Annotated in this window: 10 protein-coding genes and 1 pseudogene; 3 read left to right on the top strand and 8 right to left on the bottom strand. The window is 57.9% G+C overall.

Annotated elements, in window-relative coordinates:
* Positions 1–21 precede the first annotated feature (21 nt).
* The 6 genes from IVB26_RS06425 to IVB26_RS43380 form a co-directional block, all read right to left on the bottom strand.
* On the bottom strand, positions 22–1743 hold the full coding sequence (locus tag IVB26_RS06425; RefSeq protein ID WP_247971027.1) for an ABC transporter ATP-binding protein: 1722 nt from the start codon (positions 1741–1743) through the stop codon (positions 22–24).
* Position 1744: 1 nt separating this feature from the next.
* Positions 1745–2608, bottom strand: coding sequence for an ABC transporter permease (locus IVB26_RS06420; protein ID WP_247971026.1), 864 nt, complete (start codon positions 2606–2608; stop codon positions 1745–1747).
* The gene (locus tag IVB26_RS06415) at positions 2605–3570 is read right to left on the bottom strand and encodes an ABC transporter permease (protein ID WP_247971025.1); all 966 of its coding nucleotides are present in this window, start codon (positions 3568–3570) and stop codon (positions 2605–2607) included. The genes IVB26_RS06420 and IVB26_RS06415 overlap by 4 nt, the downstream gene beginning before the upstream one ends.
* Entirely contained in the window at positions 3567–5186 is a 1620-nt protein-coding gene (locus tag IVB26_RS06410) for an ABC transporter substrate-binding protein (protein WP_247971024.1), read from the bottom strand. The genes IVB26_RS06415 and IVB26_RS06410 overlap by 4 nt, the downstream gene beginning before the upstream one ends.
* Positions 5187–5296: 110 nt before the next feature.
* On the bottom strand, positions 5297–7042 hold the full coding sequence (locus IVB26_RS06405) for an NtaA/DmoA family FMN-dependent monooxygenase (RefSeq protein ID WP_247971023.1): 1746 nt from the start codon (positions 7040–7042) through the stop codon (positions 5297–5299).
* 435 nt (positions 7043–7477) lie between these two features.
* On the bottom strand, positions 7478–7957 hold the full coding sequence (locus tag IVB26_RS43380; protein WP_458309332.1) for a hypothetical protein: 480 nt from the start codon (positions 7955–7957) through the stop codon (positions 7478–7480).
* A 100-nt stretch (positions 7958–8057) separates the two neighbouring features.
* Here IVB26_RS43380 and IVB26_RS06395 point away from each other — a divergent pair, with 100 nt between their 5' ends.
* The 3 genes from IVB26_RS06395 to IVB26_RS06385 all read left to right on the top strand — a co-directional run bounded on the left by IVB26_RS06395 (position 8058) and on the right by IVB26_RS06385 (position 9773).
* Positions 8058–8339 (top strand): helix-turn-helix domain-containing protein, encoded by a 282-nt coding sequence (locus IVB26_RS06395; RefSeq protein WP_247971022.1) that lies wholly within the window; start codon positions 8058–8060, stop codon positions 8337–8339.
* A 1051-nt stretch (positions 8340–9390) separates the two neighbouring features.
* Positions 9391–9552 carry a hypothetical protein gene (locus IVB26_RS06390; RefSeq protein ID WP_247971021.1) on the top strand — a complete coding sequence of 54 codons (162 nt, stop codon included), beginning with the start codon at positions 9391–9393 and terminating at the stop codon, positions 9550–9552.
* Positions 9531–9773 (top strand): Mpo1-like protein, encoded by a 243-nt coding sequence (locus IVB26_RS06385; RefSeq protein ID WP_247971020.1) that lies wholly within the window; start codon positions 9531–9533, stop codon positions 9771–9773. The genes IVB26_RS06390 and IVB26_RS06385 overlap by 22 nt, the downstream gene beginning before the upstream one ends.
* A 2146-nt stretch (positions 9774–11919) precedes the next feature.
* Here the strand turns inward: IVB26_RS06385 and IVB26_RS06380 are convergent.
* Positions 11920–12438 carry a 50S ribosomal protein L11 methyltransferase gene (locus IVB26_RS06380; RefSeq protein ID WP_247973085.1) on the bottom strand — a complete coding sequence of 173 codons (519 nt, stop codon included), beginning with the start codon at positions 12436–12438 and terminating at the stop codon, positions 11920–11922.
* A 1520-nt stretch (positions 12439–13958) separates the two neighbouring features.
* Positions 13959–15609: pseudogene (gene nodU, locus IVB26_RS42900) on the bottom strand (nodulation protein NodU).
* Between the last annotated feature and the right edge of the window lie 123 nt (positions 15610–15732).

The raw sequence follows: 15732 nt of genomic DNA, 5'->3' as shown, positions 1-15732 counted from the left end.
CGCACTTATGAGGGCGTCTTCTTAGAGGCGGCTGAATGAACGATTGGCCGCCCCGCCGCGCGCAAGACTTGGAACTGCGTCGATCAAGCCCTTGGTGTAGTCGGTACGCGGATTGAGGAATATCTCGTCCCTGGTGCCGGTCTCAACGACGCGCCCTTGCCGCATGACCATCACGCGATCGCTGAGATGGCGGACCACACCCAGATCATGCGAAATGAAGATGTAGCTCACGTTAAGATGCGCCTTCAGATCGGCCAGCAGGTCCAGCACCTGTGCCTGGATTAAGACGTCGAGCGCTGAGACCGGCTCATCGCAGACGATCACGGCGGGCCTTGGAGCGATCGCGCGGGCGATCGCAACGCGCTGGCGCTGACCGCCCGAGAGTTCGAGCGGTCGGCGACCCAGGAAGGCTCGCGATAGTCCGACCAGGTCAAGGAGCTGGACAACGCGCTGATCGCGCTCGCCTCTGGTCAACACGTCACTGGTGAGGCTATCGGATATGATGCGTCCCACAGTCCAGCGAGGATCAAAGGAACTGAGGGGATCCTGGTAAATGACCGAGATAGCCCGGCGCCGCGCTCTGCGCTCGCGATCAGTGAGCGTGGTCCAGGCCTGACCTTGAAACAGAACGGCCCCATCGTCGGGCAGGTCGAGCGCCAGCGCCATTCGTGCCATCGTCGACTTGCCAGATCCGGACTCGCCGACGACGCCCAGAGTCTCGCCAGATCGCAGCTCAAAGGAGACATCGTCGACGACCGTCCGCAGCACGCCGTCTGGTCCTTTGAACCGCTTCACAAGATTTGCCGCGCTGAGCACGATGGGAGGGAATGTCGATGATAATTGCGCTGGTAATTGCTCCAGAGAGCGTGACTGCGGCTGCGGCGGCCGTGCAGCGGCCAATAACGACAGACGAGGGCCGCGCGGGCGAGCAGAGGGCACTGCATCCAGGAGCTGGCGCGTATAGGCGTGCTGCGGGTCCTGGAAAACCTGGTCTGCCGATCCGCGCTCGACGACCTCGCCTTCATGCATGACTAAGACTTCGTCGGCTATCCGGGAGACCACCGCCAGATCATGGCTGATCAAGATGAGCGCCTTGCCCCGAACCTTGGTCTCTTCCAGCAGTCCCAGCACCTGTGCCTGCACAGTGACGTCGAGAGCCGTGGTCGGCTCGTCGGCGATCAGGATACGCGGATCTAGCGTCAGCGCGGCAGCGATGAGCGCGCGTTGACGCTGGCCACCAGATAGTTGATGCGGCAGTTGCCGGGCCTTCACCTCGGCTTCAGGTACCCCGACGAGCTCAAGGAGTGCGACGACACGCCTTTTGAGTTCCTCTCCTGAAGTAACTGCATGATGGAGAAGCAATGCTTCGCCGATTTCCTTCCCCACAGGGCGGAGCGGGTCGAGCGCCACGAGCGCATCCTGCAGAACGAAGCCGATCTCCTTGCCACGGACGCGCCGCCAGCTGCGGTCATCAAGATCCATGAGATCGGTGCCCGCGAAGTTCAGTTGACGCGCATGGACATGAGCTCGGCGGCCAGCAAGACCGACAATGGCGCGCGAGGCCACGCTCTTGCCGGAGCCGGACCCGCCGGCGATTGCCAGGCAGCGGCCAGCCTGGAGAGAGAAAGAGACACCGCGCACGGCTGTTCCCTCAGGAAGATCCCGCCCGAATGACACACAGAGCGAATCGACAGTAAGGAGGTCCGCCAGCGGGGGAACCTGCCGAGGAGGAACGTGGAGCATTTCAGATCTTTCCTTCTAACCGATCCTGGAAATAGCGTCCGAGGACGGTCAGGCTGAGAGCAAAAACCACAACGGCAACGCCCGGCATGATTTCAAGCCACCATGCATAGATCACATAGTTGCGCCCAGCATTCAGCAGCGCGCCCCATTCAGGCGCCGGGGGAGCAACGCCGAGACCGAGAAACGCGAGACCTGCGGCCCAGATGATGGCTTGCCCAACACCAAGCGTCATCATCGCAGTGGGCGGGCTCATCGCGTTGGGAATGATATGCCTCCACAGGATACGCGAATAAGGATGACCGAGTGCCTTGGCAGCCTCCACATAGGCTGCCCCTTTTACCGAGAGAACCTGGCCTCTGATCATGCGAGCATAGCCCGGTGCTGTGCCGATTCCGACCGCTATGACCTCGGTCAGCACTGACGGCCCGAATACGCTCACGAACAGAAGCGCCAGGAAAAGCGTGGGAAGTGCGAACAGTACGTCCAAAAGCCGGCTGAGAACGTTGTCGAGCGCGCCGCCCAAAAGTCCGGCGACCAGGCCGAAAACCAGCGCAATAGCGATGCTCAGCGCGGTTGCGCCAAAACCGATCGTGAGAGACTGTCCTGCTCCCTCGACAATTCTGGAATAGAGGTCCCTGCCCGATTGGTCCGTTCCGAACCAGTGCGCTAACGAGGGAGCTTGCAATGGTGCCGTCAAATCAATAGCGAGCGGGTCGTGCGTCTGCAACAGACCCGGCGCAGTTGCCGCGACTACAAAGAATCCAATGATGATCAGCGCGACGTAAAGTCGTAGAGGAGCATGACGAACGATCTGCGGTGCCTCTCCTAGCTGCGACGACACGCTCAAGTCGCCGACCCTGCTCATGTCATTTTGATCCTTGGATCTACGATCCGGTAGGTGAGATCGACGACCATACTGGTGATGGCGAACAGGCCGGCGGAGATCAAAATAGCCCCCGAGACGACTGGAACGTCTCGAGAGGACGTCGCAGCGACAAGGACTCCGCCAAGGCCTTGACGCGCAAAAACGGCCTCAATTAGGATCGCACCGGAAAGAAGCTTTCCGATAGCCCAACCTGACAAAGTAATACCGGGCAACGCTGCATGACGCAGGACATGGCGAAACCTGACGCCGAGCTCGCCCATACCTCGCGCCCGCGAGGACATGACAAATGGCTGCTCGAGGACACGCGTGAATTCGCTGCGAACGATTTGCCCCAAAAATCCCGACAATTCCAAAGCCAACGCAATCGTTGGCAAGACGAGCCCGATCGGGGAATTCCCTCCGACGACCGGGAAAATGCGAAGCTGTACCGCAAAGACAACGAGCAGAATTGTAGCCAGCCAGTAGGGCGGCACAGTTGCCAAGAACACCTGCATTCCGCTGAGCAAGGTCGACCACATGTTGTCTCTGCCGGCGATGAGGATCGTTGTCAGGATGGCGATGACCCATGCCGCAATCAGCGCCGCAAGCGCCAGAATAATTGTAGGGCCAACCTGTTCTGCGATGATATCAACGACGGGCCGATGCTGCTGGTAAGACTGGCCAAGATCTCCGTGCAGGATACCCCAGATGTATTTCGCGTATTGAAGAACAAGTGGCTGATCAAAGCCGTATTTTGCGTTGACCGCCGCAATCTCTCCGGCAGGGGCCTGTCCAACGTTGCCGCTCGTCATGTTGATGATGATCTGGGCGCGATCGCCGGGCAGCAGGCACTGAACAAAGAAGGTGAAAGTCGCAGCAAGCCACACGACGGACGCAGCGGACACGAGCCGGCCCGCAAGCCAGCCTGTCCACTTATGAGCTGCGATATTGACGGGCATCATTTCTTGTCGGCGAAATGAGCGTCATAAAAGACCGGTTCACCGACCGACCCACGGTCCAGCCAGACATCTTTCAACTTTGGGCTGGTCGCCAAGGTGACATCCAGCACTGTGAAGCCAACTACGGCGGCTTTCTCTACTATTTTGCGTTCCGCCTGCTGATAGAGAGCAGTCCGCCCGCCATCGTTGAATTCCTGTTCTGCTTTCCGGATGACATTCCATAGCGCCTCATCCTGGTAGCGTGACGGATTGAACCGATTCCGCTCGCCGTTCTGGTCAGGCTTCCAAGAAATGCGGAAGATCTCTGCGCCGGGTGCAACCCAATAGAGGAGCACAACCTCGTAGTCGTTCGGTCCAAGATTCTTCCCGGCAAAGAAATCCGCCTGGTTTGTCGGCTGAAGCCGCACGTCGAATCCGGCAGCTTTTGCCTGCTGCTGGATGACCTGCAATGCCTGCTCGCCATCGGGCTTCAGAAACGCACTTGAATAGGAGATACGCACGACGAGGGGCTTGCCATTCTTAAGGCGAATGCCGCCACTATTGTGCTCAGTCCAACCCGCCTGATCTAGGAGTTGATTGGCCTTTCCAACATCATACGAATAGGACCGCCCGAGGCCGCTGAGATACTCGGGCGAACTCTGACTCAGCGCACCATTGGCCTCGAACGGCAAAGCGCCCAGGAAGGACAATTCAACAGCGGCTCTTCGGTCAGCAGAGTGTGCAAAAGCCTGCCGGACGAGCACATCGTCAAACGGCGGCCGTGCCGTATACAACGCCAAGCGTAAAGGGGTGCCGCCCGTAATATGCCGCAAGACGGTGAAGCGGGAATTGGCGTCCTTCCAAGCAACCGCCGGAATATCATAGACGACGTCAGATTCGCCCGTAAGCAGCGACCCATAACGAACCGTCTGATCCGAAAGAAACCGCCAGTCGATGCCATCAACATAAGCCGGCCCCTGGTGCTTCGCGTTTCCTGGCGCCGAATTGTAATTCGGGTTGCGGCGGAACACAACGTTTCGCCCGTGATTCCACTTCTCAACGATGAACGGACCTGATCCGACCGGGCTGTTGCAGTTCACCGCAAGTCCGCGCTTGAGCGCAGTCGGTGACAAAATGCCTTGGGAGGACTGCGCGAAAACGTTGAGCAACGGCTGAAAAGGTGTCTTCAGGATTATCTGCAACGTGAGCGGCGCAATTGCTGTCGCCGATTCAAAGCTGTCTTCGAGGTAAGGAGCGGCAGTAGGGTTGCGACGATCCGGATCATTGCCAAGCCATCCGTTGATGTTCTCGGCAACGGCTCGTGCATCGAGAAGCGTCCCGTCGGTAAACTTCACATCTGGCTTGATCTCAAACGTGTATACTTTCTTGTCGCCGGAGATTGTCCACGACGTAGCCAGCCAGGGCACAATCTTTCCATCTTCACTCCGAGCGACCAGATTGTCACTATACTGCCGTTGAAGGTACCATTGCTGCACCCATCCTCCGAACAGGCATGGCGGCTCTTGGAAATGCCCATAACGGATAACACCTCCTCGCTTCAAGCTGCCGTCTGAAACGTCCTGGGCACAGCCGCTCGTCATAATCGGGATCTGCGACAGGCTTGAGAGCGCGAACAGCATAGCCGTCGCCTTTTGCCTTCTTCGACCGTTCGGTTGGATGGCGAGACGCCCAATGCTCGTGCGTGTGATAACAGACATATTCAAACTCCAGTGAATACGGACAAACAGCGTCACACGGACGACGGAGCCGCCAACTTGTCCGCAGGAGCGCCGTGATGAGGGATTCCAAGATGCTCGCGCAGCGTCTCACCCTGGTATTCAGTGCGGAACAGCCCGCGGCTCTGTAGAATCGGCACGACATGGTCGACAAAGGACGCCGCGCCGTCTTCCAGTACGTCTGGAATGATGTTGAAGCCATCAACTGCGCCAGCGCGGAACCATGACTCGATCGAATCGGCAATCTGCTCGGGTGCGCCCACGACCAAGCGATGACCAAAGGCTTGAACGCTGCCGATGATCTCGCGGACCGTGCGGCCTTCGCGTGCCAGAGCTTCGATCGTGCGGTGATGACCGACCGAAAAGGGTACATTCTGCGGGTCGGGCAAGAGTTTTTCGGGAATGGGCTGGTCGAGACTGAGTTTCTCGACCGGCACTTCCATGTCCCGTGCGAGAGCGATCATGGCGCGCTTCAGATCAAGCAGCGCGTCAATTTCCTTCTTTCGGCGCTGTGCCTCTTGTTCCGTGTCGCCGATGAAGGTGACAAGACCGGGAAGGATGAGTGGAGTTGCAACGCGGCCAAATTGTCGCGAGAGCGCACGCACGCGCTCGGATTCCCGGATAGCCGTCGTCAAGTCGCCGGCAGCGGAAAAAACGACATCGGCGCTGCGCGCGGCGAGGCGCACGCCAGGATCCGAACCTCCAGCCTGAACGATAACGGGATAGCCTTGGCGCGAGCCAGGATGGGTGAGCGGGCCTCGGATTGCGAACGCATTCTTGCTGGGATCGAGCAGCCGGAAATGATCGTTATTGGCGTAAACTCCAGATGCCTGATCGGCAATGATGGTCTCATCCCCCCAGCTCAGCCAGAGAGCACGGACGGCTTCAACGAACTCCTCGGCGCGCTTGTAGCGCTCTTCGCGTCCGATCTGGCGACCACCAAAGTTTGCTACCGTCGCTGGGCTGGATGTCGTAACCGCATTCCAGGCGGCTCGGCCGCCACTAATGACATCGAGCGACTGGAAACGGCGCGCCAGATTGTATGGCTCATTGTAGGTCGTCGACGCCGTTGCGATCAGCCCGATGCGCGTTGTCTCGCGTGCGATTACGGAAAGCACAAGCGTAGGCTCAAGCCCATTGAGTGGCGGCTGCCGAGTGATGTCGAAGGGCACCGCGGGAGTATCCGCTAGAAACACCGCATCCAACAGGCCGCGCTCAGCAATCTTCGCAGCACGAACGTAATGCCCAATGTCGAAGAAGGCGCTTGGGTTGGTGCCCGGCCAACGCCACGCTGCGGAGTGACCGCCCGCGCCGTGAAGGTTGAGGCCAAGATGAAGCGTGCGGATGACGGAAGACATAGACACTCCCAAATGCGGCGACCTCGAAGCTGCCGGCAACGCCCTCAAGACAAATTGATGTTGATCACGCTGTTCGGCTACTGACCTCGCTCCTGGCGGAGGCTTGGCCAGAGTGCGCCCGAAGAAGGGCCGCGAGCGACCACGCTTCGAGACAGCAACCTCAAAGGCAAGATTTTGGGCATTGCGCTGGCCAATACTCAGCCGCTTGGCACGGCGGACAGCATTAGATGAAGCCAGAATGATCCTGATTGTGGTGCTGATCTGGCTCTGCAGCGACGCGCTCCGTTCGGATTTCCACTCAAAGCCCAGCAGCAACAGTCTGCGGGACGCACATACCGCGCGAGAGACGATGACCAACTGCGTACGCAAGGCCGTGCTTCCCAATTGCAACGCAAATTGCATCACCAAACAGTGTCCTTGGATTCCGAACGAAAGCGTAGCTCGTTATAGGACAACGTGTAGCTGTGACGAGCACTTGAACGCAATAGTTGAGTATTTCAATCTACTGCCGCCAGGTGGTATCCTTTTCTAAGACGAGCTCTTGTTCGATTCATTTGAACGCATTGGTGACACCGTCAAGTTGCGCGAACTCCGTTGATGCTGCGCCTTCGTTCTTTCGCATCCTTGCTTCGAAACGTAACGGCAGGATCGATGCACAAACTTCTGATGGTGAGACGTGCATTTGAGTCGACAGTGTGGAGCAGAACTTTGACGCTGGCGATTAGTTGCAAGCGCGGGCAGTATGGATCCGACGGCAACATCAAATAATGCGATTGAATGCGCTTCTTTTTGCGATGTATTGCGTGAGAACTGGCAGCACTATCGGACCCTCGTGGCTCACAATGCGTTCCGTATCTTTATTCGGTCCTGCGCACCCCGGTGTCTGACGTGGCCACGTTTTTGCCCGCCCAGAGGTGCCGACATGCTCCGTGCAGGCCAGAGAGCGCGTGATGCCCACAGCCCAGTGCGCTGACCACCCATGAAAAACCAGCGTGACGCCGCGCTGCTAGGCCACAGGTCAAGGTCAAAATCGCGCGACACGACCTCGCTGCTCTGGTCGACGCGGATCGTCGCCGGGAATCCCACTTCCTTGCAGGCGCTTTCCGGGATCGCCCCGACGTTGCTGCCCCGGAAGGTGAACCGGGGCTGCAGGGCGAGAAGCAATACGATCCGGGCAACTTCTTCCCAGTTGGCGCCGTCGGCCTCCGCACCGAGGAGTCGCCAATACGTCAACAGATGCTGTTCGTCATAGGGAGTCAGCACCAACTCATTCGGCGCGCGCGTACCCGGCATCTGGTCTAACGCCGGCTCTTTCAAGTAAGCTCACGCGGCGGGTTCGCAATCTTTTGCGAAACTTGAGACAATAGGCCGATTATAGCCAGTGGTTTGATGGCCTGCCGAATGGCTGCTTTGGCGCATGAAAGCTCGTGCGCTTGTGGCCTGGAATGTGCGACGGATCCGCGTGGATCTCGGTATTCCGCAGGAGCAATTGGCTTACGATGCGGACATTGACCGCTCATACATGGGCGCTGTTGAGAGGCAAGATGCGAATCCAACAATCGATCTGCTCGATCGGATGGCTAAATCGCTTGGCGTCCATTTATCTGAGTTCTTTCTCCAACCGCCCAAAGGAGCAACGTCCCATAAGACATTGCGCAAAGGTCGCAAGCCGGCTCGTCCACATCCCAAGAAGAAATAGCGCTCTGCTCGCGTGAGTTCGCTGAAAACATTGTAATTTGCTGGACGGGAATTTCAAAAGCTGCGGAAGCGCAAAGGCTTCACGCAGGAGAGATTCGCATAGGCCTCCGGCGCAATACATCAGCGGGGTTGGTGTGTCGACGCAATCCCACTGTGTGACTCTGTTCGCGCTCGCAAGCAACGCGAGGCAAGGCGGTTCGCGTGGGCTCAGTTGGGATCCGGGCGTCGCCAGGGTAGCCAACGGACAATTCAGGACCTCCAACAGCAGCAATCGTCATCGACCCATCATTCGGCCGCCCACCGATGGCTGAGGCAACTTATGGCGGAGTTGCCGGCGCTCTACCGTACAAGGCCGCTCTCGCCGCGCCACCCGGGCGCAGCCGCAGGTGCGCCAATGCCAGACTTTTAATTGCCGTAGGGTGGGACGCGGGCGTGTTCGTCGCTGGATACCGCTAAGCTCCTCAATTTGTGCTAATCGCAGGCTTGCCGACGGCCCGTCATGACGCCTTTGCTGGCAGTCCGGCTGCGTACTCCAATTGGACGAGTTCTAGTCGTCCTGCCGCGCCGATCGAAACAAGAGAAACTGAGGTGCGGGCCTTGCTGTCGGCTTCAAGAACGCTCCTCCTGAGTAGATCGAGCGGGTGTACGCACGAGGCGTACTCACCGACCTTGCACGCTATGACGGAACGAGTGCGTGTCCTTCGCCGCCAAACAGGTTCGGCTTAGTTGAGGAATCAGGTACACGACTCTAGCACATATGCTGTTTTTAGGAGATTTGACGCGAGGCTCCCCCGCGTTTAAGTACCAACCGGTATGTGTTCGACGGGGGCGCCAGCATATGCGCTTGGTAGATGGTAATTGTGCCGTGCCTGCCGACACGATGGGCGAGGCAAGCATCGCATGAACTCCTATTTCCGGCGCTGGCTTGCGGACTACGCCGAAGTATGACCGCCGCCCCTGGAATTGCGCGATGCACGTACCCTCTTCTTGTTCCTGGCTACCCTTCTTCCTCTTAGCCTGCGGTCCTCACAGTATTCGGGATCAATATCCGCGTGGCAACCATAGCACTCGTGCCGGCGCTGATCTTTTGGCTCGTGCTCGACTTCGCGCTTGGTTTTGTTATCCTTGGCGCGGCGATCGCATTGCTTGAAGCTGCGGACGTGATCCTAAACTATCTGACGACCGCCGGGATGTGGTCGCCTACTGCCACCTGATGGTCACCAGCGCTGCATTGCTGACCATTGGTCACTTGGTGTTCGAGCGCCGGCGACCCGCGATGATCGACAATCCTGCCCATCTGCTGGTCGGACCGATGTTCGTCGCAGCGAAGTTGGTTGTCGCGCTCGGATCTCGGCGTCATGGTCGGGAAGCCTCGCCAGGTATGTTCCTGGTAAACCATGCTTTCTTGTTACCGCAGCAAGGATTCAATCGATAGGACCTCCGAGAGCTTGTGAGCGAGAACTGAGGTCGGCGCGAAGGTCTCGATCAGCTTTTGGGCTACCGGCACCCAGTCGAAGGTCCATTTCGAAATCAGGGGTGAAAAATCTGGATATCTTCTCCTTGCAGGCTCATGAAGAGCGATATGTGAAACTCACTATCAGTCTTGACCGCTTACACATTATGGATTGCTGTCATAGAAACGTCTCAAGAGCCGACCCGCCCGATGAGTTCGGGCCGGGCGTTGGCCGAGCGAGGCTTACTCGGCGGTCTTGCGTGGCCGCGACCAGAGGAGCGTGTACCCTTCCGGTTTCGTCGAACTGGTCGGCCTTCAGCGATGGAGGTGCCGAGGAAGATTTGGCCGCGCTGTCCGATTTTTGCTGGAATTGGCCCAGGGCGGCCCCGCACGAATGGCCCCTTGATCACTTCCAAACCGGGCCGCGTTCTAGGCTGATATCCTGTTGAGTTGGAAATTCGCTTCACGCCAAGCTCCACTACTCGCAAAATGCGTGTGGCACCACATCAATGTTTAGGGGCGCTAGAGCGCAGGACAGGATGACCGTCTCGGCCTATGGTTGTGCCAATCGACGATTGGCATGTTTACGGACACCATCCCCCCTTCACCTCTGCACCTCTAAATCACCTGCAGCGCTTATTTGGTCGGTGAGCAAACATGGCAAAGTGTTCGAAGCCGATCAAGAATAGCGAGGGGCTCCCTCGCCTCCTATGATTTGCTAGTCGAACACGAAAAAGCATCTAGTCGAAATCGCGTTCCGATCGTGTGCCGCCTTGCGTCCGAGGGATGCCACGCCCGCGACGGCTCCCTAGGCCTTCAGAAAGCGGGCGGTGGCATAAGGCACAATGATTGTGCATCGCCGCAGAGATCAACGATGGGATGGTCTCGTCAAAGGTCGAGCTCAACCTGACCTCCTGATTTCTTCGGTCATTATGATCGCGTGATAGCCAGGAGCGCGAGGAGCTTCATTCGCCAATTCAGTGCGGTCGCCCCTCGCCTCGGCCGATGAACTCCAACATCGTCTCAGCCTGATTGATCTCACGTGAGATACGCTCCAATACCCGAATCGTAGATGCCAGCATAGGGATGAGCCCCGCTCTTTCGTACGCAAGCTTCAAATGATGCATCACCTGTTCCTAGGTAGGAGCGACGCGATTCTGTAGCGCATTGATTGTCATTGATGAGAGCATGTGGTGGACCACGCTTTCTTCCGCTTGAATCAATATTGATTGCCTCTTCTGATGTTGGCTCACCTTTTTGAGATTAGTTATCGGCGAAAGGGTGTGCGTTCCGTTAAATTGGCGCCGGTGGGCACGTACCCAAGGAATCGGCAACGCGCATGATGCGGTTGATTCTGCTGAGGACCGCGGCATCCGCGGGCGAAGAACCACCGCCATCCGAACCAATTGGCCAAGAAACGGCCGAGACATTCGTCGTGGCTCGGAGCGAGCCGCTCGAGCATTTAGTCAAGAAAACGGATAACGATCAGAAATCGTGACACGAACCTGGGTCTTGGTCGGTTCTGGGCGCGCCGCCCCTTTCTGCGTGTTGGGCCAGCTTATCGTATTCATTGGCGACTTTCAGGAGCCTGTCCCTGGGTTGGCCGGGTCCGAGCGAATCCGCTTTGATTCGCGTTGCTTGCGCACGAGCTCGCCAGAGTTGTGGATCGTAGATTGGTCTGTATGGTGTCATGTAGATGAGGATGCATTTCCAAGATCAAGGAAGTGCGACGGCTGACCTCCGTATCATTACGTAGGCTGCGATCCGTAAGGACCCGAGACGCAGTCCTCCTGAATGCTGAGTACGCGGCAACGGACGAGCCCAGCCTTTCCGGATTACTTGGCGCGCGTCTTTATCGAAACGTCGGTGAGGGCGAGTGCGAGCTCCGCGATGCTGCGCCGGTGATAACCGTGGATCGATAGCCTCCTACGTGAAGGTGCGCCAGAACGGGCTTTTCATAGGTTCGGTGATCATCGCGGTGGGTCACGGCGAGAGAAACGTTGAGCGCGCCTCGTCGGCCGGGAAACTGCCGCGAGCATTATGATTTTTGAAAAGCGAGCGGTGCAGTGCCTCGGCCTTCTTTAGGGGCCCATGCTCGGCCAGAACGCCGCTCGAGAGCCAAGAGCTTTCATCGCACCGTGAGCTCCCAAATAATCCGGACGTGCCCCTCTGGAATCGACGGGCGGAAAATATGCATATTTCTGACGCGCAGCTTACTCCTATTAATCAAATTCAGGACGCGCCCGACATCTCCCTGATCAGAGAAGAGCACATACATCACGCCCTTGTCATTTAGGCGGCGCCGCGCACCTTTGAGAGCAGAGGCCATGACATTGTGATCTTCATCGAAGCAAGAGCGCTCCAGGTCGTCTTTCGCTTTACGATTCCAATAGGGGGCGGCAAAGAGAATGATGTCAAATTTTTCTCCGGAATGCAGCCCAGAATAGGTGTCGCTATAGCGCGCCTCGGCTTTGTCCGAGTAACCTAACCTCTCGATGTTTATCTTCGTCGTGAGGACGGCTTGCGGATTAATGTCGAGTGCCACTAGACAGCCTGCGCCGGCACGGAGCGCTGCAAGCCCTAGTACACCTGATCCGCATCCCAGATCGAGTACTGTCGCGCCAGGTTCGACGTGCCACTTCGACATCAATGCGTCGGGACCGTGACTTAGGCGTGGTGACAAAACACCAGGCAGGACGTGCAGGGGCAGGCCGCTTACTTCCACGTCATGCGGGCTCTCGCATAATCGCAGTTCGGCTAGCATTGCATCTACGTCAGTCGTTTGGCGCCTTACAGATACGCCTAGCGGGGCATTCATCTAACTCTCCATCTTGTGGTGAAAACAACATCGCGAGACGCCGGGACAACTCCGGCCAGCAGGCCGGTCTGGACGAACTGCTTCAGCGTCCGGCAAGCGGTGAGCTGGGAAGCCGGATAGCCGGCCTCATATCGCTCTCCATCAACCGACTGCCAACGATAGCGCGGCTGTTCCCGCGCCTGCTCTCTCGGAAATGGGCACACGGCTTTAGAGAGCATCTGTCTACACGTCTGAATGCACAGCTTCACTCGGTGTTGCTGCCCCTCAATAGCAACGGCCGTGCCAGGAACGCTAAGCGCAGCAAGCGCCTATGATTAGGCTCTGCGGCATGCCGGCATTCGCTCGCCGAGCACCGTGATATGCCTGTATCAGGCGGTAGCCGTGCCGAGGACCATACATGAAATCGTCCTCTTGCCGCACCACTTTGCGCCAGTGCGAGCTAGAGGAATCGCTCGCGACTTTTCGGCCGAACGTCGCGTTTGCAGACACGCTGGCGATCTACTGACATTTGTCACGTTTGGTTTCCGACAGAAGCACGGACTGCGCTCACCTGATCAGTTTTCGGGTCACCGAAAGCTGTCCGGCGCGTGCGGCTCTGGGCATTGCCCCGATTCTCGCTTATGCCTGTCCTCAGCGCCGACTGTTAAGTTGTGACAAAATGTCCGGTGCTGATGCGGTAGTCGCCGCCAATAGCGGCTTCCTTGTGCGATGATTATCCCCGTGTCGCGCCAGCGCCATTTCGCGGCACCCATCGCCAGGGACGCTGGACGGTATTGAGCGATAACGCCGTGTCTCAGTTTGAAATTGAGGGATAAGCCCTTTTTCCAGGCCGCTGCTGCCGCTCTGGCGATCCCAGACCGCTCTTGAGCGGAAAGATGCTTTTCCCGGACCTTCGGCCCTTCTTGCCGCCCTTATCATGGCTGGCCGATCGCAATCGGCGATCTTGATGAGCCCACTGGCAAGTCCCAACGATAGCGCAGTTGCTCCCGTGCCTATTCTCTCGGAAATGGACACACGGCGTTAGAGAGCCTCTGTCCGACACGTCTGAATGCACAGCCTCACTCGGTGTTGCCGCTTCTCAATAGCAATGGCCGTGCCAGGAACACTAAGCGCAGCAAGCCTATCGTTAGGCTCTGCGGCATGCCGGCACTGGCTCGCCGAGCACCGTGATATGCCTGTATCAGCCGGTAGCCGTGCCGAGGACCATACATAAAATCGTCCTCCTGCCGCACTATTCGCAGCCCGAAGCATCCTCCCGGCGCAACGTTAGGCGACATCCGGTAGACAGCGACCCGCTGTCATATCTCGCTCATTCTTAGCGGGAAAGGTGCCGGTGGACCGGGGATCGCTCACTTCTGTGTTTTCGTCCACAGCATGCCATGGCACCATACATGCTCAACGCCTCCCCACTGGCAGGCCGCTGCGACATTCGGGAAGAAACCGCGTCCATGGTGGTTAGCACTCGTGTTGCAAAGCAGTGGAATACCCGTAAGTTTTTCATATTGGACGAGAAGCTTGGCGACTTTGTGCTGAGACGTTCTGGGAATGGTTTGCAATCGCGCAGTTCCGTCCAGATGTACAACGGCGGGGACTTTGTCCCGCCATTCTGCTCGTGTCTGATGATCAAAGAGCATGTAAGGGTCCGGCGTTCCAGGACTGAAAATGTCCGGGGCACGATCCTCCAAACATATCGGAGCCACCGGCCGGAAGTGTTCGCGAAGTTTGATATCGTTGAGATGATCCTTCATTCGCGCCGTCGTCGCGGCTGCGAGAATGCTTCTACTACCCAGTGCCCGAGGCCCAAGCTCGGCCCGGTCGGCAAAGAAAATCACCGGCTTGTTGCTGGCGAGAATGGTCGCAAGTTCACTCATGCTACACGGCGCAGCGTCCCATTCGGTCGGCACATCGCTCGGCTGCAGGGCTGGACCGCTATAGACTGACCATTGAAGCGGCACGAAGCCTTTGTCCGCCGCCACTGCCGAGCAAGCGGCACCGATTGCCGATCCGCTGTCATTCGGAAAGGGCGGCACCCAGACAGCATCGAAAAGGCCGCTGGCACGTAGTGCACTGTTCCATTTTATGTTGAGAGCGCAACCGCCTGTTATACACAAGTTGCGCGCTGGAAAACGCGAATGGCGCTGCAAAGCACGCGCCATTTCGCGAACGAGCAGACGCTCATGGAAACAATGAAACGATGCAAGCACATCTTCGGAAGCCTTGGACTTCAACCGCTGCGCGCTGGCATCGACGTAATCATGCACAGCTTCAAGCGCAGACTCCGGACTGTCAGGACGGGCGAGCTCTGCATTGGTCCCAAAGTGCTCCTCATAAAGCTCCTGAAAGACCGTGACGATGTTTTCATCAACAGAGCCTAGTGCGATGTAAGCCATCAACTTGCCGGCAACACCGAGATCCCAATTGGTGCGGGTCGCCTGTTTATACGGTCCGAAGTGATAACCTGCGGCCGCATAGGCGTGCCCAATCATTGGGAACAGGCATTCGACGAACTGGGCTCCGCGGAGTTCTACATAATAAAGACGTGGAAAGGTGCCGCCGTCCCACACCAGACAGAACGCGGGTTGCCCTGCTTTCGCAAAGGGACTCGTGCAGTATGCGGCGGCCACATGGCCCGTGACGTGCGGATAGCTCCTGTAAGGAAAGGATTTGCCGCCCAGTAGCAGGCCAGTGCCGTCGCGCGACGTTAGCAGGCCATCGCCATGACTTTCAATATACGGCGCACCTTTGAGGGTAATTGGCGTAGCCCCACTGAGGACCTGAATTCCGACTCCCCCTCTCCCCACCAGCCGTCGAGGACGAACTGATCAACATCCGACGCATCCAGCCCCTGCTCCGCCAAGGCGACGACAACTGCATCGAGATTGTCAATGCTTTGATATCGCGGATTGTTGTCCCGCTTCTCCTGCTCGACACAAAAAACAAGTCGTCCGTCCTAAGAGCGATTGATCCGTCATGCGTCAGCTTGATACCGCAGATGCGCATAATGCCTCCATGTTAGCCCCAGACAATTCGATTAGTTTGAAGACCGTCTTCGCTGCCGAAAGCAGCGAGCAAGCAGACGCACTCGAACGATCAACGCTTCGTCAGCGCTTCCTGGACCATCTC

This window comes from Bradyrhizobium sp. 195 (genome assembly GCF_023101665.1).
In the GTDB taxonomy this organism is placed as follows: domain Bacteria; phylum Pseudomonadota; class Alphaproteobacteria; order Rhizobiales; family Xanthobacteraceae; genus Bradyrhizobium.
The sequence above is the reverse complement of the archived record's forward strand: the minus strand, read 5'-3'. Positions and strand labels throughout refer to the sequence as shown.

Bases quoted from the DNA above. Each gene is read 5' to 3' on its own strand.
- IVB26_RS06420 (WP_247971026.1), bottom strand. From the start codon at position 2,608: ATGAGCAGGGTCGGCGACTTGAGCGTGTCGTCGCAGCTAGGAGAGGCA.
- IVB26_RS06380 (WP_247973085.1), bottom strand. From the start codon at position 12,438: ATGTCGAAGTGGCACGTCGAACCTGGCGCGACAGTACTCGATCTGGGA.
- IVB26_RS06415 (WP_247971025.1), bottom strand. From the start codon at position 3,570: ATGATGCCCGTCAATATCGCAGCTCATAAGTGGACAGGCTGGCTTGCG.
- IVB26_RS06395 (WP_247971022.1), top strand. From the start codon at position 8,058: ATGAAAGCTCGTGCGCTTGTGGCCTGGAATGTGCGACGGATCCGCGTG.
- IVB26_RS06425 (WP_247971027.1), bottom strand. From the start codon at position 1,743: ATGCTCCACGTTCCTCCTCGGCAGGTTCCCCCGCTGGCGGACCTCCTT.
- IVB26_RS06405 (WP_247971023.1), bottom strand. From the start codon at position 7,042: ATGCAATTTGCGTTGCAATTGGGAAGCACGGCCTTGCGTACGCAGTTG.
- IVB26_RS06410 (WP_247971024.1), bottom strand. From the start codon at position 5,186: ATGCTGTTCGCGCTCTCAAGCCTGTCGCAGATCCCGATTATGACGAGC.